At 71.4% G+C, this 17,170-nt stretch carries 15 protein-coding genes and 1 tRNA gene; 5 read left to right on the forward strand and 11 right to left on the reverse strand.

All coding sequences use genetic code 11. The annotated features are described in order from the left end of the window. Positions 1–8 precede the first annotated feature (8 nt). The 5 genes from AB0L95_RS07675 to AB0L95_RS07695 all read right to left on the reverse strand — a co-directional run bounded on the left by AB0L95_RS07675 (position 9) and on the right by AB0L95_RS07695 (position 5,125). Positions 9–2,009 (reverse strand): copper resistance protein CopC, encoded by a 2,001-nt coding sequence (locus tag AB0L95_RS07675; protein ID WP_365158758.1) that lies wholly within the window; start codon positions 2,007–2,009, stop codon positions 9–11. 127 nt (positions 2,010–2,136) lie between these two features. Continuing rightward, complete coding sequence (locus tag AB0L95_RS07680; RefSeq protein WP_365158469.1) at positions 2,137–2,598, reverse strand: copper chaperone PCu(A)C; 462 nt, start codon at positions 2,596–2,598, stop codon at positions 2,137–2,139. Next, positions 2,595–3,269: an SCO family protein gene (locus AB0L95_RS07685; RefSeq protein ID WP_365158472.1), complete on the reverse strand. Its 675-nt coding sequence runs from the start codon at positions 3,267–3,269 to the stop codon at positions 2,595–2,597. Before AB0L95_RS07685 ends, AB0L95_RS07680 begins: the two co-directional genes overlap by 4 nt. A 104-nt stretch (positions 3,270–3,373) precedes the next feature. Further along, on the reverse strand, positions 3,374–4,105 hold the full coding sequence (locus AB0L95_RS07690; RefSeq protein ID WP_365158761.1) for a YcnI family protein: 732 nt from the start codon (positions 4,103–4,105) through the stop codon (positions 3,374–3,376). A gap of 171 nt (positions 4,106–4,276) precedes the next feature. Next, positions 4,277–5,125 carry a hypothetical protein gene (locus AB0L95_RS07695; protein ID WP_365158475.1) on the reverse strand — a complete coding sequence of 283 codons (849 nt, stop codon included), beginning with the start codon at positions 5,123–5,125 and terminating at the stop codon, positions 4,277–4,279. Between the two features lie 244 nt (positions 5,126–5,369). Between AB0L95_RS07695 and AB0L95_RS07700 the strand changes: the two genes are divergently transcribed. After that, positions 5,370–5,825, forward strand: a complete 456-nt coding sequence (locus AB0L95_RS07700) for an ATP-binding protein (protein ID WP_365158477.1) — start codon at positions 5,370–5,372, stop codon at positions 5,823–5,825. A 210-nt stretch (positions 5,826–6,035) separates the two neighbouring features. Here the strand turns inward: AB0L95_RS07700 and AB0L95_RS07705 are convergent, their stop codons facing one another. Together AB0L95_RS07705 and AB0L95_RS07710 are read right to left on the reverse strand one after the other, a co-directional pair. Continuing rightward, positions 6,036–7,523, reverse strand: a complete 1,488-nt coding sequence (locus AB0L95_RS07705) for an aminopeptidase P family protein (RefSeq protein ID WP_365158480.1) — start codon at positions 7,521–7,523, stop codon at positions 6,036–6,038. Between the two features lie 135 nt (positions 7,524–7,658). Beyond that, a complete protein-coding gene (locus tag AB0L95_RS07710) occupies positions 7,659–9,176 on the reverse strand; it encodes a PP2C family protein-serine/threonine phosphatase (protein ID WP_365158483.1) in 1,518 nt (505 codons plus the stop codon). Between the two features lie 485 nt (positions 9,177–9,661). On the opposite strand from AB0L95_RS07710, the gene AB0L95_RS07715 reads away from it, so the two are divergent. Together AB0L95_RS07715 and AB0L95_RS07720 are read left to right on the forward strand one after the other, a co-directional pair. Continuing rightward, positions 9,662–10,327, forward strand: a complete 666-nt coding sequence (locus AB0L95_RS07715) for a bifunctional DNA primase/polymerase (protein WP_365158486.1) — start codon at positions 9,662–9,664, stop codon at positions 10,325–10,327. Between the two features lie 56 nt (positions 10,328–10,383). Then, positions 10,384–10,992: a hypothetical protein gene (locus AB0L95_RS07720; protein ID WP_365158488.1), complete on the forward strand. Its 609-nt coding sequence runs from the start codon at positions 10,384–10,386 to the stop codon at positions 10,990–10,992. A 254-nt stretch (positions 10,993–11,246) separates the two neighbouring features. Here the strand turns inward: AB0L95_RS07720 and AB0L95_RS07725 are convergent, their stop codons facing one another. The 3 genes from AB0L95_RS07725 to AB0L95_RS07735 all read right to left on the reverse strand — a co-directional run bounded on the left by AB0L95_RS07725 (position 11,247) and on the right by AB0L95_RS07735 (position 14,148). Then, positions 11,247–12,212: a DUF5926 family protein gene (locus AB0L95_RS07725; RefSeq protein WP_365158491.1), complete on the reverse strand. Its 966-nt coding sequence runs from the start codon at positions 12,210–12,212 to the stop codon at positions 11,247–11,249. 247 nt (positions 12,213–12,459) lie between these two features. Further along, positions 12,460–13,089, reverse strand: coding sequence for an ATP-binding protein (locus AB0L95_RS07730; RefSeq protein WP_365158764.1), 630 nt, complete (start codon positions 13,087–13,089; stop codon positions 12,460–12,462). Between the two features lie 249 nt (positions 13,090–13,338). After that, entirely contained in the window at positions 13,339–14,148 is an 810-nt protein-coding gene (locus AB0L95_RS07735; RefSeq protein WP_365158494.1) for a glycerophosphodiester phosphodiesterase, read from the reverse strand. A 279-nt stretch (positions 14,149–14,427) separates the two neighbouring features. Between AB0L95_RS07735 and AB0L95_RS07740 the strand changes: the two genes are divergently transcribed. Further along, on the forward strand, positions 14,428–15,915 hold the full coding sequence (locus tag AB0L95_RS07740) for a trypsin-like peptidase domain-containing protein (RefSeq protein ID WP_365158497.1): 1,488 nt from the start codon (positions 14,428–14,430) through the stop codon (positions 15,913–15,915). Between the two features lie 210 nt (positions 15,916–16,125). Here AB0L95_RS07740 and AB0L95_RS07745 read toward each other — a convergent pair whose 3' ends face one another. Next, positions 16,126–16,716 carry a DUF1707 domain-containing protein gene (locus AB0L95_RS07745; protein ID WP_365158500.1) on the reverse strand — a complete coding sequence of 197 codons (591 nt, stop codon included), beginning with the start codon at positions 16,714–16,716 and terminating at the stop codon, positions 16,126–16,128. Between the two features lie 274 nt (positions 16,717–16,990). Between AB0L95_RS07745 and AB0L95_RS07750 the strand changes: the two genes are divergently transcribed. Further along, a tRNA-Ser gene (locus AB0L95_RS07750) sits at positions 16,991–17,075 on the forward strand. Positions 17,076–17,170: the final 95 nt, after the last annotated feature.

Here is a 17,170-nt window from a genome sequence, read left to right on the forward strand (position 1 = left end):
GGTGCGGTTCAGCCGATCTTTGCGTTCTTGTTCACGGTGGTCTGGTCGATGTCGGAGGTCCGGACGGTCACTGCGATCTTCCAGTCGCCCGCCATGGGGATCTGCACGCCGCTCGCCGACCAGTGCCCGGTGGCGATGCGGTCGGGCTCGACCGGGAGCGGTCCGATGTCCTTGGACTCCAGGGTGAAGTCGACCTTGACCTCGGGGACGTCGAAGGCCTTGCCGTTGGGACGCACCACATAGACGTGCATCTCGTCGCTGCCGACGCGGGCCGGGTCGAGGGTGACCTCCACAGTGCCCTTGCCGTCCTGGCCGCCCGTGTCGAAGGGCATCTTCAGCGACAGGGGACCGGACTGCTGCGAGGTGGACGCGGTGGCGGCCCTGGCCGCCTCCTCCGTACGCCCCGGCTCGGTCGTGGTCAGCACGGTGGCGACGGCGAGGAGGACGACGGCGACGCCCGCCTCGGCCAGCACGGAGCGGCGCAGCCCCGAACGGACGGGGTCGGCCTCGCGGGCGCGCTTGGCCTGGGCCGCGGTCATGGCGGCCTGCTGCCGAGCCAGCTGCGCGGCACGCTCGGAACCGCCGTCACCGTCCTGCGCGCTCCCCTTGGCCGACGTCTTCGCCGATGCCCGAGCAGATGCCTGAGCAGATGCCTTCGCCGCCACGGTCGCGCGCTTCTTCCCCGCCGTGTCGGCCGTGTTCAGGGTGCCGACCGTCGTGTCCGGGGCGTCCGCCAGCCGCGCCGTCCAGCGTCGTGAGATCCAGGCGATGCCCACGAGCACGGCGACCAGCGCGACCTTCACGAGCAGCAGTTGCCCGTACGGCGTCCCGGTCAGGGCGGACCACGAGCCGAGCTGGCGCCACGCCTGGTAGACACCGGTCGCGGTCAGCACCACGACGCTCCCGAACGCGAGGCGTGAGAAGCGACCGACAGCCGCCGCCTCGATCGAGGGCGCCCGGTACAGCGCCACGAGCAGCGTCGTGAGCCCGCCCAGCCAGACGGCGACGGCCAGCAGATGCAGGATGTCGACCGGCATCGCGAGCCCGGTCTGGATGCCGGTCGAGGCGTGCTCGGCCATCGCCCAGGTGGCCGCGAGCCCAGCCGCCACGACGGTTCCGCCGACGGCGAGCCCGAAGGTGAGGTCCCGCTTCTCGGCGTCCTGCGCGGCGCTCTCGCCGGAGGGGTCGCCACCGGCCGCGTCCTGCCCGTCACCGTCGTCATCGAGGTCCGCGGAACCGCCCGCCTCGCCCCCGGCGCCGACCATCCCCTCGGCGTCCGCGTCCCGTCGTACGTACGCCCCGAAGAGCACCGCGATGAACAGCGCCCCCGCCGCGAGCAGCAGCAGCCGGGAGACCAGCGCCGCACCGGCCTTGGTCTGCAGCACCTGGCCGATCAGGGACACATCGAAGATGTCCGCGACCTTCCCCGAGCCGGTGTACGAACCGCGCAGGAGCAGCAGCGCCAGCGTCGCCGAGGTGAGGGCCACCCACCCGGAGACCACCAGCCGCTGCACCGCCCGTACGCCGGCCCCCCGCTGCCAGCAGGCCAGCACGAAGGCCGCGCCGCCGACCAGGACGATGAACCCGGCGTAGGAGACGTACCGGGCGAATCCGTAGAGCCAGCCGACGACCCCGCCGCCCGCGGTCGGCCCGGAGGCCGAGACCGTGGTCGCGGACGGCGCGCCGACGGAGAAGGTGAAGGCCCCGGAGACGGGGTGGCTGTCCGCGGACACCACCTGGTAGGTGACGGTGTACGTGCCCTTGGGCAGCCCCGGGCGCACCTGAACCCCGTACATCGTCCCGCTCAGGTTGGACGGCTTGCCGGTGTCGACGCGCCGTCCCTGCGGATCGAGGACCTGCAACGAGCCGTCGGAGAGCGCGACCTGCTCGGAGAAGGTGAGGGTGACCTCGGTGGGCGCCTTGTCGACCACCGTTCCCTGCGCGGGGTCGCTGCCGAGCAGCGCGGCGTGCGCGGAGGCGGGTGCGACCCCGCCGAAGAGCACGCCCATGACGGCGAGCAGCAGCGCCAGCAGGGCGGGAAGCGCCCGGAGACGGCGCCTGCGCGGCAGTGCCGTGCGGATGTCTCGCCAGCGTTGCGCGTCGGGAGCGGTGGCCTGCGTCACGGTGATCCCTCTCTCAGTGCCCGGTCATCGGGTTGTACGTCGCCGACTTCACCGGCATCTCGACCGTGACGGTTCCGGACTTGGCAAAGTGCAGCTGCACCGGCACCTTGTCGCCCTGGGCCGGCTTGTGGGCGAGCTTCTCGAACATGAGGTGGTTGCCGCCGCTCGCGAAGTCGAGTCTGCCGTCCGCGGGTATGGCGAACGACTTCTCCTCCTCCATCGCGCCGTCCTTGGTGGAGTGCAGCGTGACGTCTCCGGCGAGGCTGCTCGTGACGGAGGTGAGGGTGTCCGAGCCGCCGGAGTTGGTGACGATGAAGAAGCCGGCCGCCATGTCACCGGTGACGGGCGCGGGCATATAGGCGCCGGTGATCTTCAGTTGGGGCTTGGCCGAGGACGAACCGCCCGAGCCGCCACAGCCCGCGAGCACCAGACCCGCCGCCGTCAGCGCGGCGATCCGGCCGAGGGGGAGTTTCACGGGTTCTCCCCCTTGATGATCTTGGGGAGGTCCTTGGTGTAGTCGTCGACGGTGGCGCCCTCGCCGTAGAGCAGATAACCCCCGTCGGTCTTCGGCGAGAACGCGATGACCTGGGTGCCGTGGGTGGAGACGATCTTGCCGTCCTTCTCCTTCCGCGGCGGCTCGATGGTGATGCCGAGGCTGCGGGCGCCGGCCTGGATCGTGGAGAAGTCGCCGGTCAGACCCACGACGTCGGGGTCGATGCCCTGGAGCCACTTGCCGAGCGCGGCAGGGGTGTCGCGCTCGGGGTCGGTGGTGACGAACACGATCTGCAGCGAGTCCTTCTGCGCCTGGGTCAGCTCCTTGTTCTTCTCCACCTCCTTCTTGGCGACGGCGAGGTTGTTCATGGTGAGCGGGCAGACGTCGGGGCAGTGGGTGTAGCCGAAGTAGACCAGCGTCGGCTTGCCCTTGGTCTGCGCGCGCAGGTCGTACTTCTTGCCGTGGGTGTCGGTGAGGACGAGGTCCGGCTTCGCGAACGGCTGGTCGAGCACGGTGGCGGCCTTGTCCGAGCCGGACTCGGCGGAGACCACGGCGACCGGCTTGTCGCCGCTGTCGCCGGATCCGCAGGCGGAGAGGGTGAACGCGGCGGCGGCGAGGACGGCGGCCGCGGCGAACGTCTTCTTCTTGCGCATGGAGAAATGTCCTAGATATAGACGGTCCGGTGGCGCCGGGGCCGTACGGGGCGCGTCGCGGCGATGCCGTACGACCCGGCGCATGTCCGGAGGTGAGTCGGACCTCAGGCTTGGTGGGCGCGGCGGCGGCCGGCCAGAACGCCGTACGCCACGCCCGCCGCACCGACCACGATGCCCACGATCGCGAGGACGCGGGCGGTGGTGTCACTGGTGTCGGTGGAGGCCGCCGAGGCGGTGTCCTTGGAGCTGTCCTTCGCGGAGGTGTCCTCGGCGGTGCCGCCGTGGTGGCCGGAGGACGACGACGCGGCGCTCAGCTGGAGCACCGGGGCCGGGTTCTCGGGCTCCTCCTGGCCCTCCTTCTGCGGCTCGATCCAGCGCACGACCTCGTTGTTGGAGTACGTCTGGAGGGCCTTGAAGACGAGCTGGTCGGTGTCCTCGGGGAGCTGGCCGACGGAGAGCGGGAACTTCTGGAAGTAGCCCGGTTCGATGCCCTTGCCGGTGGCGGTCCAGGTGACCTTGGTGACCGCCTCGTCGATCTGACGGCCGTGCAGGGTCAGCGGCTTGGCGAGCTTGGACTTGGTGACCTCCACCTTCCAGCCGTCCAGGGGCTGCGCCATCACCGAGGCGAGCGGATGGTCGGCCGGGAAGGCGACCTCCAGCTTGGTGGTCGAGGCGTTGTCGCGCTCGTTCGGGACCTTGAAGTCGACGACCGCGTAGTCACCCTTGGCGGCCGGACCCTCCGGCTGCACGGTGACGTGTGCGAACGCGGGGACGGACAGGAACAGGACGGCCGACGCGGCGGCAGCGCCGGTGACGGCGAGACGGGACGCCTTCAGGGAACCCTTGATGGCCTTCATGACGTGAGAACACTCCACTCCGAGTGAGAGTCCGTTGACGAAGAGAGGGCGCGTGCGCGGGGATCGCCACGGTCGTGGCACCTCACGGGCACGCGCGCGTACCGCGCGACGGCGGCCCCTTGCGCAAGGACGAGGGAGCGGCGCGTCGCGTCAGGCAGCGAGGACGCAGGGAGCGGGGGAGGGCGGGCCGCGCCGGATCACCGCGTGCCGCAGCGCGGTCGTCCGCGGCTTCGGCGGCAGGAGGAACGCGGTGCGCGGGGCGCGCACGCCCGCGCCGGAAGTGGTGGGGAGCCCGGCCACCAGGGCGCGCACCAGGGCGAGCGACGATCGCAGCGACCGTACGAGCGCCCCTTCCACGACCCCGTGCGCGGACAGGCGCATGAGCCGCAGCAGCGCCCTGTCTCCGTGCCGCAGCACCCAGCCGGCGGCGACGGCCGCGAGGACGTGGCCGAGCAGCATGGGCACCGACGGCAGCACCGACCACCACGAACCGGCCGCGGTCGACAGCGCGTCCGCGGGGTGGTGCATGACGGTGGTGTCCGTCCCGGTGCCGAGCCGCGCGTCCGCGAGGATCTTCTGGGCCTGCGTGGGGGAGATCGCCGCCGCGGTGGTGCCGCACAGCAGATGCGCGGCCCGTGCCACGAGCGTGGCATCGGCCGTCGCCGTCGCGTTCGAGGTCATCGAGCCCATGGACGCCATGGACCCCATGGACCCCGCACCGGCGTGCTGCCCGAGCCCGAACAGGGTGTGCAGCACGGTCTGGCCCACCGCGAGGAGTCCCGTGATGCCAGGGAGCGAACGCTCCCGCCCGGCGAGCACCGCCGTGACGGCGAACACGCCGAGGAAGCCGGCGACCAGCGCCCACAGCGGAACCATGGCGCAGGACGCGAAGGCGTGCCCGGCCCCGGCCAGCACGACGCAGACCGCGGAGAACACCGCGGCCCGCAGGATCCGCAGATCCCATCCGGTGCGCGCCGTGCGCTGGTGGGGGGCACTCATGGCGGCCTCATCATCGCACTGCCCGTCCCGGGCTCGTGCGGCAGGTCCGCAAGGTGGCTTTCGGGCGGTATGCGCTCCGGTGTGCCGGAAGATCGCATTCCGGCGATGCGGGCCGCGTGCATACACCCGGTCCCGGCTCCGGCGCATCCGCCGTACGGGCGGGATCTTCTCGCCGGGGTGATTGCGGTCGCTCACCCGCGGCAATACGTAACGGTATGTCGAGCCGCGGCCAGGAGGCTGGAGCATGAGCATCTGGTGGTCACTCCATCTGCGGCGCGAAGCTGCGAGCGTGCCGCTCGCCCGGCGGCTCCTGATGGGAACGATGGAGACCGCGGGCGTCGACCCGGACATCTCCTACGACCTCTCCGTCGCCCTGAGCGAGGCCTGCGCCAACGCGGTCGAGCACGGCGGGGACACCGCCCCCGGTGGCATGTCGGAGGCGTACCGGGTCACGGCGTATCTCGACGGTGAGACGTGCCGCATCGAAGTCGCCGACTCGGGCCCGGGGTTCCCCGCCGGCCGGTCCCGTCCCGTCGCCCTGCCGAGCTGTGCCGACGCGGAGCACGGCCGGGGCCTGTGCCTCATCGAGGAACTCGCCGACCACGTCCACATCGGCAGCACGCCGGGGCGCGGCGGGGCGGTGGTGAGCTTCGACAAGATCCTCAAGTGGAAGCAGGGCGCTCCGCTGGCGGCCGTGTAGCCGGACCGCACCGATCGCCGCGTCCGTCGCGCTCCCGGTCAAGTCCCCGGCACAGCCGCCGCGTTCGCCGACGGGCAGCGCCACGGAGGAGGGGCAGCGGAAAAGGGAAGAGGCAGCGGAAGGGCTGCGGAACAGCGCAAGGGCCGGGCCACCGCTCCGCGATGACCCGGCCCTTCCGTCCGTATCAGTCCGTCGAGGACGTCCGGTCGGTCAGCCCTTCAAGAAGGACGCCATCCACGCCTCGACCTCGTCGGAGCGCCGCGGCAGCCCCGCCGAAAGGTTTCGGTTGCCGTCCTCGGTGACCAGGATGTCGTCCTCGATGCGGACGCCGATTCCCCGGTACTCCTCCGGGACGGTCAGGTCGTCCGTCTGGAAGTACAGGCCCGGCTCGACCGTGAGCACCATGCCGGGTTCCAGCGTGCCCTCCACATACGTCTCCGTGCGGGCGGCCGCGCAGTCGTGGACGTCCATGCCGAGCATGTGGCCCGTGCCGTGCAGGGTCCAGCGGCGCTGGAGGCCCAGCTCCACGACGCGCTCCACCGGGCCCTCGACCAGACCCCACTCGACCAGCTTCTCGGTCAGCACCCGCTGGGCGGCGTCGTGGAAGTCGCGGTACTTGGCGCCCGGCTTCACCGCCGCGATGCCGGCCTCCTGGGCCTCGTACACGGCGTCGTAGATCTTCTTCTGGATCTCGCTGTAGGTGCCATTGACCGGCAGCGTGCGGGTGACGTCCGCCGTGTAGTACGTGTGCGTCTCCACGCCCGCGTCCAGCAGCAGCAGGTCCCCGGAGCGGACCGGGCCGTCGTTGCGCACCCAGTGCAGGGTGCAGGCGTGCGGGCCCGACGCGCAGATGGAGCCGTAGCCGATGTCGTTGCCCTCCACCCGGGCGCGCAGGAAGAACGTTCCCTCGATGTAGCGCTCGGAGGTGGCCTCCGCCTTGTCGAGGACCTTCACCACGTCCTCGAAGCCGCGCACGGTGGAGTCGACGGCCTTCTGCAGCTCGCCGATCTCGAACTCGTCCTTGACCAGCCGGGCCTCGGAGAGGAAGACACGCAGTTCCTCGTCGCGCTCGGCGGTGACCTTGTCGTGCAGCGCGGCCTCGATGCCCGCGTCGTAGCCGCGGACGACCCGGACCGGGCCGGTGGCCTCCCTCAGCTTCTCGGGCAGCTCGCGCACGTCCGACGCGGGGACGCCGTACAGCTGCCCCGCCTCGGCGAGCGAGTGGCGGCGGCCGACCCACAGCTCGCCCTGGCCGGAGAGCCAGAACTCGCCGTTCTCCCGGTTGGAGCGGGGCAGCAGGTAGAGGGTCGCCGTGTGACCGTCCGCGGCCGGTTCGAGGACGAGGACGCCGTCCTCGGTCTGGTTGCCGGTGAGGTACGCGTACTCGACGGAGGCGCGGAAGGTGTACTCCGTGTCGTTCGAGCGGGTCTTCAGATTGCCGGCGGGGATCACCAGACGCTCGCCCGGGAAGCGCGCGGACAGAGCGGCGCGGCGGCCGGCGGTCTCGGCGGCCTGGGCGATCGGCTGCAGGTCGTGCAGCTCGGTGTCGGCCCAGCCGGACTTCATGTTCTCGGCCAGCTCGTCGGAAACGCCCGGGTACAGGCCGTTCTTGCGCTGCTTGATCGGCTCTTCGGTCTCGTCCGGGCCCGCTGCGTCGGCAGCAGGATCCGATACGGCGGGAATGAGCTGGTCCGCCACGGTCATCCTCCTTTGATACGGCACTGGGCCTCCACCATCGTACGGTCGTGCGGAAGGGGGCCCAGGGCCGGAGCACCTGTTACCGCAGGCGGCATGTCACCGAGGCCGCACAGATCACCGTGGGCGGCCGTGCCCTCACTCGAACCGCGCCGCCAGCAGCACCACGTCCTCCGCGCTGTCCGCTGCGTCCAGCCCGTCGGGCAGTACCGTGCGCAGCACGTGGTCGGCGACCGCACCCGGGTCGGTGCGCAGCGGCCTCGGCACACCGGCGGCCGCCGCGTGCAGCCGGGCGAAGGCGCGGTCCAGGGAGTCCCCGGTGCGGTGCAGCAGCCCGTCGGTGTACAGCAGGACGGTTTCGCCGGGCTCCGCGGTCAGCTCGGTGCTCGGCGCCTCCCAGCAGGCCAGCATCCCGAGCGGAGCCGACAACGAGGTCTCGACGAACTCGGTGCGCCGCGGGCCGATCACGAGCGGGGGGCTGTGCCCGGCGCCGGCGAGCGTGAGTCTGCGCAGCACTGGCTCGCAGTACGCGAACAGGGCGGTGGCGGAACGGGCGGGCTCGGTGAGCCGCAGCAGGAGCTCCAGATCGGAGAGGACCGCCACCGGGTCCTCGCCCTCCATCACGGCGTACGCGCGCAGGGAGGCCCGCAGCCGCCCCATCGCGGCGACCGCGCTGGGCCCGGATCCGGTCACGGAGCCGACCGCGAGACCGAGCGCGGCGTCGGGCAGCGGCAGTGCGTCGTACCAGTCGCCGCCGCCGCGGGGGCCGGTGCGGCGCCGCGCGGCGAGCTGAACGCCGGCGACCCGGGGCAGCCGGGTGGGCAGCAGTTCCTCGGAGATGGTCGTCATGCACGCACGCGTGCGCTCGATCTCGACCATCCGCGCCACATGTTCGGTCGCGTAGCGGGCGTAGAGGCCGACGAGATGGCGCTGGCGCTCGACCGGTTCGGCGGGTTCGTCGTAGAGCCACACGGCGGCGCCGAGACGGCCTGCCGTCTCGCTGGACAGGGGGAGTGCGTAGCTCGCGGCGTAGCCGAGCCGGGCGGCCACCTCGCGGTGGCGGGGGTCGAGCCCGTCCTCGGAGAACAGATCCGGCTGGGCGATCTCGCGCTCGCCGCCGGGCAGTCCGTCGAGGATCCTGCCGTACGACAGCGCACTGCGCGGCACGGTCTCGATGTGTCCGAGGTCGGCGCGGGCGAGGCCGAGGCCGATCGTGGTCTCGGGTCCGAGGCCGTCACGGGGCTCCAGTACGACGAGACCGCGCCGGGCGCCCACGAGGGCGGCTCCGGCGCGCAGTACTTCCTGGAGCGCATCGGCGAGCGAGGTCGTACGCGCCAGGCACTCGGTGAGTTCTTGGAGGGTCGTCAGATCGGAGACCCAGCCGGCGAGCCGGTCCTGAAGGACCGCTCCTGGGCCGATGGGCATGGCGGGGACGGCCGAGGGGGCATCCGTGGCGGCAGGCGTCGGCGCGACAGTGTGTGCGGGCGGAGGAACCGTTGAATCGATTCCGGCCACTTTCGGAGGGTGAGGGGCGTTCATGGTGTCCGGCTTTCGAACCGGTGCGTATTGCTCGATAGCATCGCAAACCCCCATGTCAATCTGCGCCGCTAGCGGTGTCTCCACATGTACACGCACTCGTAAGGGGATGTCCAGCATTGTCCTGCTGGGATTCCTGGTGTCCGTGGGGTGCTCTTACTCTCTTGAGAGGAAGCAAAGTTGGCTTAAAACCGCCTCGGCTATCACCTCATTGCGGTCGACTGGCCCTGCTCGACAGAGCGTCACAGCGGTCGTGATGGGTACGTACTCGGTGAAGGCCAGGGGTGGTTGGGGATCACCCGGAACCTGGCGCCGGACCCGGGCGTCTTAACCACCGACGGCCGAGCCCCATCCTCCCGTGGCGGGGGCGCCGAGCAAGAGCGGGACGGTACATCGCCAGGCGCCGCCACCCCACGCCATGCCATGCCCATGCTTGTGTGGGCGCAGTATGGACGCGGACGCAGCCGACGCTCGGCCCATAGGGGTTCCCCTTGTCCATGACAGGGGCGTGATGCGCCAGTAGGTACGCACAGTGAAGTGATCGACACATGGTGTGATGTGGTCCTCGGTGTTGCCAGGCGTGCAACGGAAAGGAACGAGCGCTCATGCGCGAGATCCTCGGAAGGCGACGCAGGCTCCTGTCCAGTCGGAGGGGCGGGAAGCCTGAGCTGATCGGCGCGGCCCTGACCTTCGCGACCGAATGGCAGTGGCCCGTTCTCCCGGGTGTGGCACCCGACCCGCAGGGACGTGCCCGCTGCGGATGCCCGGACCCGGAGTGCACGGTGCCCGGCGCGCACCCCTTCGACCCGGGGCTGCTCGCGGCCACCGCCGACGAGCGCATGGTGCGCTGGTGGTGGACCAACCGCCCGTCCGCACCCATCGTGCTGGCCACCGGGGGCACGGCGCCCTGCGCGGTGAGCCTGCCCGCCCTCGCGGCCTCGCGCGCCCTGGCCGCGCTCGACCGCAAGGGCATCCGCCTCGGCCCGGTCGTGGCCGGGCCACACCGCTGGGCGATCCTCGTGGCGCCATACTCGATGGAGCAACTGGGCGAACTGCTCTACGCCCAGGACTTCGTCCCCGGCTCGCTGCGCTTCCACGGAGAGGGCGGCTATCTGGCCCTCCCCCCGTCCGAGACCGGCCACGGACAGATCCGCTGGGAACGGGCTCCGCTGCCCGGCTCCGCCTCGCCCTGGGTCCCCGATGTGGAGGCCGTCGTGGACGCCACCGTGGAGGCCCTCACTCGTAAGGGTGTGAGCGCCCCCGAGTTGTAGGGGTGTCGGCCGTGCGCCGGACCGGGCGCCCGTGATCAGCGGATATCTTCGCCCCCATGGTGATGCGTCCTTTGGGGCACGGGAAGCAGGGGCTCGGCCTCAGCGACGACACGCCGGGGCCCGGCCGGCCCGACCCCCGTGGGATCCGGCTGCTCGCGCTCCTGGGTGTGGTCGCGGTCCTGGCCGCGCTTCCGCTCGCGGTGGCCTCCGCCGGGCCGGTCGGCGACACGGGCCGCGTCGCGGCCCGCACGCCCGCGCACGATGACGCGAAGCGGCCGGTCCCCGCCCGCTCCCCGCTGCTGTCGGGCTCGGCTCTCGCCACCGCCGCCCACTGCGGACGCCAACTCTCCTCCGGCGACGGCATTGAGGCGCAGACCTGTGTGCTGACGCGGGGGCAGGACATCTGGGCGCGCACGTACTACCGCAACGCGGGCGGCGAGGAACTGAGTTCCGTCCTGAACCTCATGGCGCCCGACGGGCGCACCGTCGAGATGCGCTGCGCGGTCGCCGTCACGGGCGCCTCGGGGGCCTGCGAGACGCCCCGGCAGCACCTGACGGGCGACCCGGGGGCGTATGCGGCGGTAGCGGAGTTCGCCCGGCGCGACGGGGGCGGACCGCTGCTGCTGCGCTCCGGAAGCGACCGGCCCCAGTCGGACGAGCGGTAAACCGGCTGCCGCCCGGGGCAGTTGGCTCCGCGCCGACGGGTGGGCGCACCGGTACATGGAAAGGCCCGGTTGCTGGCGACGGGGGATGCACCAGCAACCGGGCTACTGGAACGGTAACAAGAGATCGGCGGTTCGCAAATTCGATCTCGGCCATTCCGGCACGGATTTGCCTGTCGCGATGGTGACTTGTGACAGGAGTCACCCGCGGAGGGCGCCCGGTCCGCCTGACTGGTCGGTCAGGCGGAGGCCGTGCGTCAGCTGAGCGTCACCTGCCGGTTGGTCAGTCCGCCGCGCGCCCGGCGCTCGTCCGCGGTGAGCGGTGCGTCCGACGCCAGGGAGGCCGCGAGCCGCTCGGCGAACTCGGCCGCGGGCTTCTCGACGTCCTCCGCGCGCAGTTCGCTCGGCAGGTCCCAGACCGGCACCGTGAGCCCGTGCGCACGGAAGGAGCCGACCAGGCGGGTGCCTTCGCCGAGGCTGGACTGCCCGGCCGCGTGCAGCCGCGCGAGAGCGTCCAGAAGCCGCTCCTCGGGGTGCGGCATGACCCACCGCAGATGGTTCTTCTCGGGGGTCTCGCACCAGTAGGCGGCGTCGACGCCCTCCAGCTTCACGGTCGGGATGGCCGCGGCGTTGGCCCGCTCCAGGGAGGCGGCCACCTCCGGCGTCGTGTTCTGCGCGTCGGGGACCCAGAACTCGAAGCCGCTGTGGACGACCGGCTCGAAGGGGCCCTCGGGGTCCAGCAGGTCCTGCAGCCTCGGTCCCTCGGCGGGCGCGCGGCGGCCCTGGACCGGGGTGCCCGGCTCGGCGGTCATGGCGCGCTGGAGGGTGTCCGCGAGGTCGCGGCTGATGTCGCCCGACGCCGTGTCGTTCTGCAGGCCGAGCAGGACCGAGCCGTCGTCACGGCGCAGGGCGGGCCACGCCATCGGCAGGACCGTGACGAGCGTGACCGAGGGGACGTCCTCGGGGAGGGCGTCCCTGAGCTTCAGCTCGACGGTCGCCGCCGGCACCAGCTCGCGCAGCGCGATCCAGTCGCACTCGCCCGGGAGTCCCTCGAACGGACGCTGCACCAGCTCGGTCACCGCGTGCGCGGCGGCCCGGCCGTGGCAGGCCTTGTAACGTCGGCCGCTGCCGCAGGGGCAGGGCTCACGGGCGCCGACGACCGGGATCTCAGCATCCGCGAGCTGCGGGCGCTTGGCCTTGGTCTGGGGTCGCTTCTTGGCCATCGTGGGTGTCTCCCGGTTACGGCTCGTTTCGTACGGGCGCGAGCCTAGCCGCTCGTACGACGCCCGACGGGATCCTGTGGACAACGCACCGAGGCGTCCTCGAAGCGGTGCTCCGTTCCAGGTCGGAAAGTGTCCGTGGGAGCGGCGTTCCGGCTGTCCCGATCCTTGCCGGGAGCCTTCGCACACGCCCCGGGGCGCGGTACCGTCCCCGTCCGGTCGCTTCAGCTCGGTCCGGCTCGGTTCGCGGTCAGTCCAGATCGTCGAACGCGTCCGTGAAGTCCAGGTCTGGCAGCTTCGAGACGGAGGGGGCCGTGACGCGCGTAGCGAAATCATCGCGTCGGTGCGCCGCGCCGATGTCGTGCTGGACGACGACCCAGACCGTGACCTCGCCGCGGATGTCGTCCCGGACGCCCCAGTCCTCGGCCAACGCCGTGATGATGTTCAGCCCGCGGCCGCCGTGCGCGGTGACCGAGGGGGTCGCGGGCACCGGACGGGTGGGCCCCCCACCGTCCGTCACCTCGACCGTGAGCCGCCCGGAGGCGTCGACGCGCCATGCGGCGCGTACGTCCCCGTCCCCGTGGAGCCTGTCACCCAGTGGTCTGCCATGGCGGCATGCATTGCTGAGCAGTTCCGAAAGGATCAGTACGGCATCGTCGATGACCGATTCCGCCACGCCACCGGATCGCAGTTGATCACGCATCCGATGTCTTGCTTCCCCCACGCCCGCAGGACCATGGGGTACGGCCATGCTCGACGACGTGGGCACCTCCTGTGCCACCACCAACGCCACCCCCGAGACCTCCTTCGCCCCACGCCACGGTGTGAATGCCCCATGGCAATGGCCGGGAAACCGGACCGTGTTCCCGCGCTGACGCATTGCTAACGGTCGAACACGCAGCGAACGCGCCGGTGCACACCCTGTCATCGCGTGGCCGGATTCCATCCCTTATGGGAGGCGATAGCGTGCCGCTGTGTGAGCGGGATCGCCCGGCGATGTGACGGGGATCGCCGCAGCCGATGCGTGGGGCGGGGGCCTGTCCGGCGTTGTGATCGGGAGGGTCGGACTTCCGGGTTCAGGCGGGCTTACGGGTCTGGATGGGTTTCCGGGTCGGGGCGGCGGAGCCGGTCAGCGGCCCAGCTGGTGCAGCACCGCGCGCGGGCGGTTGGTGATGATGGCGTCCACGCCCAGCTCGACACAGAGGTCGACGTCCTCGGGCTCGTTCACGGTCCACACGTGCACCTGGTGGCCGACCCGCTTCAGCCGCTGGATGTACGCGGGATGGCTGCGCACGATCCGCATCGAGGGCCCCGCGATCCGGACACCCGCGGGCAGCCGTCCGTCCCGCAGCCGGGGCGAGAGGAACTGCAGCAGATAGACCGTCGGCAGGTTCGGGGACGCGGCCCGTACCCGGTGCAGCGAGCGGGCCGAGAAGCTCATGACGCGCACCGCGGACTCGGCCGGGGACGCCGGAGCGTCCAAGCCGAATCGCTTCAGCAGGTGCAGCAGCCGCTCCTCGACCTGCCCCGCCCAGCGCGTCGGATGCTTGGTCTCGATCGCCAGGCCGATGGGCCGTCCGGCATCGGCGACGAGTTCGAGCAGGCGCTCCAGGGTAAGGACGGAGGTGTCCTCGGGGTCCTGCGGGCGATGCTCCCAGTCGGGCTCCTCGTCGCTTCTCTTCCAGGAGCCGAAATCCAGGGCGGCGAGGTCGGCCAACTCCAGGGCGGACACCGCGCCGCGGCCGTTGGACGTACGGTTGACACGTCGGTCGTGAACACAGACCAGGTGTCCGTCCGCGGTCAGCCGGACGTCGCACTCGAGGGCGTCGGCGCCGTCCTCGATCGCCTTCTTGTACGCGGCCAGGGTGTGCTCGGGGGCCTCCTCGGAGGCTCCGCGGTGGGCGACGACCTGGACCAGGTGCTGTCGTGCGTGGGTCACCGCGTCATGGTGCCACCGTCGAGGGGAAGGCGCGGTATCGGAAGGCGACGTGACGGTATCGGCGAGGCGTCGGGGATGCAGATTTTTGTTCGGACAGGTCCGATATAAAGAGAGGACGCGGACCCACAGCAGCCGCTTATGGTGCCCTGACGTCCCGTGGGAAAAGCTTGACGACGTACAAAAGACTCGCACAGCTGAAACGCGCCCGGCGCCGCGCAGGGTGAGCGAAGGCGGCCGAGTGCGACCCATTGGAACAGCCGTGGAACGAGGAGAAGAGCTGTGAGCACCGAGAACGAGGGCACTGCGGTACCCCCGGCCCCGTCTGCACCTCCCGTGCCGGTGGACGCTCCCGCTTCCGCGCCGGGCGCAACTCCTGCGGGGCACGTGCCGCCCGGTCCGATCGCGGGGGCGCCCGGTCCGGACGCGGGGAGCACCCCGTCCCCGGAGGGCGCGCCGTACCCCGCCCAGCCGGAGGGCGCGCCGACCGCGCAGTTCCCGCCGGTGCCTCCGGGGCAGCCCGGTGCCCCCTCGGCGGCCGGGGCGGGCTGGCCGCCGCCTCCGCCGGGGGTCCCGGCGTACGCGGGCGGCGGTGGTGGCGCGGGCGGTGCCTGGGGCGCCTCGTACCAGGAGCCGGCTCCCAAGCCGAAGAGAGGCCGCGGCGGCCTGGTCGCCGCGATCCTCGTGGCCGCGCTGGTCGCGGGCGGCGTGGGCGGCGGCATCGGCTACCAGCTAGCCAAGAACGACGACTCCTCCGGCTCGACGACCGTGTCCGCCGCCACCAGCGGTGGCGACGTCAGGCACGACAACGGCTCGGTCGCGGCCGTGGCCGCCGCGGCCCTGCCGAGCACGGTCACCATCGAGGCCGAGAGCACCAATGGCCAGGGCGGCACCGGCACGGGCTTCGTCTTCGACGCCCAGGGCCACATCGTCACCAACAACCACGTGGTCGCGGACGCGGTCGACGGCGGCAAGCTCACCGCGACCTTCCCGAACGGCAAGAAGTACGACGCCGAGATCATCGGGCACGCCCAGGGCTACGACGTCGCCGTGATCAAGCTCAAGAACCCCCCGTCGGACCTCAAGCCGCTCCCGCTCGGAGACTCCGACAAGGTGGCGGTCGGTGACGGGACGATCGCGATCGGCGCCCCCTTCGGTCTGTCGAACACGGTGACCACGGGCATCATCAGCGCCAAGCACCGTCCGGTGGCCTCCAGCGACGGCAACTCCTCCAGCAAGGCGTCCTACATGAGCGCCCTGCAGACGGACGCCTCGATCAACCCGGGCAACTCCGGCGGCCCCCTGCTGGACGCGCGGGGCGCGGTCATCGGCATCAACTCGGCGATCCAGTCCACGGGCAGCAGCGGTCTCGGCAGCAGCGGCCAGTCCGGTTCGATCGGCCTGGGCTTCGCGATCCCGATCAACCAGGCCAAGTACGTCGCCCAGCAGCTGATCAAGACGGGCAAGCCGGTCTACGCCAAGATCGGCGCCTCCGTCTCGCTGGAGGACGGCAGCGGCGGGGCGAAGATCACCGAACAGGGCGCGGCCGGTGCCACCTCGGTCGAGTCGGGCGGTCCGGCGGACAAGGCGGGCCTCAAGGCGGGTGACGTGATCACCAAGCTCGACGACACGGTGATCGACAGCGGCCCGACCCTGATCGGCGAGATCTGGACCCACAAGCCCGGTGACAAGGTCACGATCACCTACGAGCGCGGCGGGAAGACGCACACGGCCGACCTGACGCTGGGCTCGCGCGCCGGCGACGACTGAGCCGACGGGCCGTGGCGCGGGGCGAGGCGGGTCACCCGTTCGACCCCAGGGGACGGTCCGGAAGACGGCGGTGGCGCGACAGCGTTCCCGCAGGTCCGTCCCCGCCGCCCCCGCACGTCACAGACGTACTGGTCAGAAGGCAGACGGACGGATCGGAAGGGGCGTCGCTCGGTGAGCGGCGCCCCTTCCGCGTACCGGGAAGTGAGCCGTTCAGCGGTCGTCGTCTCCCTGAGGCCTGCGGCGGAGCAACTGCCAGGGCGGGCGCCGCGGCGGCCGGGCCACGATGTCGCCGCCGGTCGACCTGCCGGTCAGCACCACCCGCAGTCGCACCGGAGTGTCCGGGTCGGCGGCCGCGGGGACCTTGATGTCGCCGCGGCTGTAGCTGACGTCGTCGGCATCGACCACGATCCCCGGTCCGGTGATCAGCGTCAGATGTCCGCCGATGTGCAGGTCCACATCCATGTACAGGGTGTCGTGGGTGATCACGGCCTCGGTGAAGTCGAGCTTCAACTCACTGAACTTCAGCCGGATCTCCATCCGGCGCGGCACCAGCCAACGACCGGTGCGCTTGCCCTCTCCGAAGCGCTGGTCGATCCGGATCACGTCGCGGGCCTGCGTCGGCATCCCTTCGAGCGGCAGATCAGCGACCAGCACCGCGAGGTCGGAGGCGGTGCGTGCCGTGAGGGCCGCCTCGACGCGCTCGTCCAGCTCGGCGGCGGTCAGCCGGCCGTCGCCGGCCGCGACCTGGAGGATCTCCACGGCCTGGTCCCGGTCTCGATGAGACACCCGCTGCTCGGACACGGGGCGACGGGAGGAGGAATCATCTGCTCTGGAGATGTCGCCTGGCATGGGTTCAGTGTGCTGGCGGGCTGCGGGGATCGGCAATGTCCGGCCGAGGAAATGGGTGATGACCCTGATGGATCTCAGGGGGAGTCCGACGCGGAGCCCGACCCGGCGTCGACAGGCTCTGCCGCGGGGTCCGGTTCCAAGATCTGGACCTGTGGCGGACCACGGCCCCCGCGCACCGCGTCCGGCCGGTACGCTGTATCCGCTCCGTCCCAGGTGGGCGGTGCAGGGTGGGTTGCCCGAGCGGCCTAAGGGAACGGTCTTGAAAACCGTCGTGGCGCGAGTCACCGTGGGTTCAAATCCCACACCCACCGCAGCAGCTCAGCGCATGGGCTGGTCAGAAGGGGTGTCTCCCGGAGGGACGCCCCTTCTGCGTTCACCCTGTCTCACCCTGGGGCGGGGGGTATCC

This window comes from Streptomyces sp. NPDC052036, from assembly GCF_040680495.1.
In the GTDB taxonomy this organism is placed as follows: domain Bacteria; phylum Actinomycetota; class Actinomycetes; order Streptomycetales; family Streptomycetaceae; genus Streptomyces.

Excerpts from the sequence above, each read along its gene's own strand:
- AB0L95_RS07675 (WP_365158758.1), bottom strand. The coding sequence starts at position 2,009 with ATGGGCGTGCTCTTCGGCGGGGTCGCACCCGCCTCCGCGCACGCCGCG.
- AB0L95_RS07685 (WP_365158472.1), bottom strand. The coding sequence starts at position 3,269 with ATGCGCAAGAAGAAGACGTTCGCCGCGGCCGCCGTCCTCGCCGCCGCC.
- AB0L95_RS07695 (WP_365158475.1), bottom strand. The coding sequence starts at position 5,125 with ATGAGTGCCCCCCACCAGCGCACGGCGCGCACCGGATGGGATCTGCGG.
- AB0L95_RS07700 (WP_365158477.1), top strand. The coding sequence starts at position 5,370 with ATGAGCATCTGGTGGTCACTCCATCTGCGGCGCGAAGCTGCGAGCGTG.
- AB0L95_RS07710 (WP_365158483.1), bottom strand. The coding sequence starts at position 9,176 with ATGCTGGACATCCCCTTACGAGTGCGTGTACATGTGGAGACACCGCTA.
- AB0L95_RS07715 (WP_365158486.1), top strand. The coding sequence starts at position 9,662 with ATGCGCGAGATCCTCGGAAGGCGACGCAGGCTCCTGTCCAGTCGGAGG.
- AB0L95_RS07720 (WP_365158488.1), top strand. The coding sequence starts at position 10,384 with ATGGTGATGCGTCCTTTGGGGCACGGGAAGCAGGGGCTCGGCCTCAGC.
- AB0L95_RS07725 (WP_365158491.1), bottom strand. The coding sequence starts at position 12,212 with ATGGCCAAGAAGCGACCCCAGACCAAGGCCAAGCGCCCGCAGCTCGCG.
- AB0L95_RS07730 (WP_365158764.1), bottom strand. The coding sequence starts at position 13,089 with ATGCGTCAGCGCGGGAACACGGTCCGGTTTCCCGGCCATTGCCATGGG.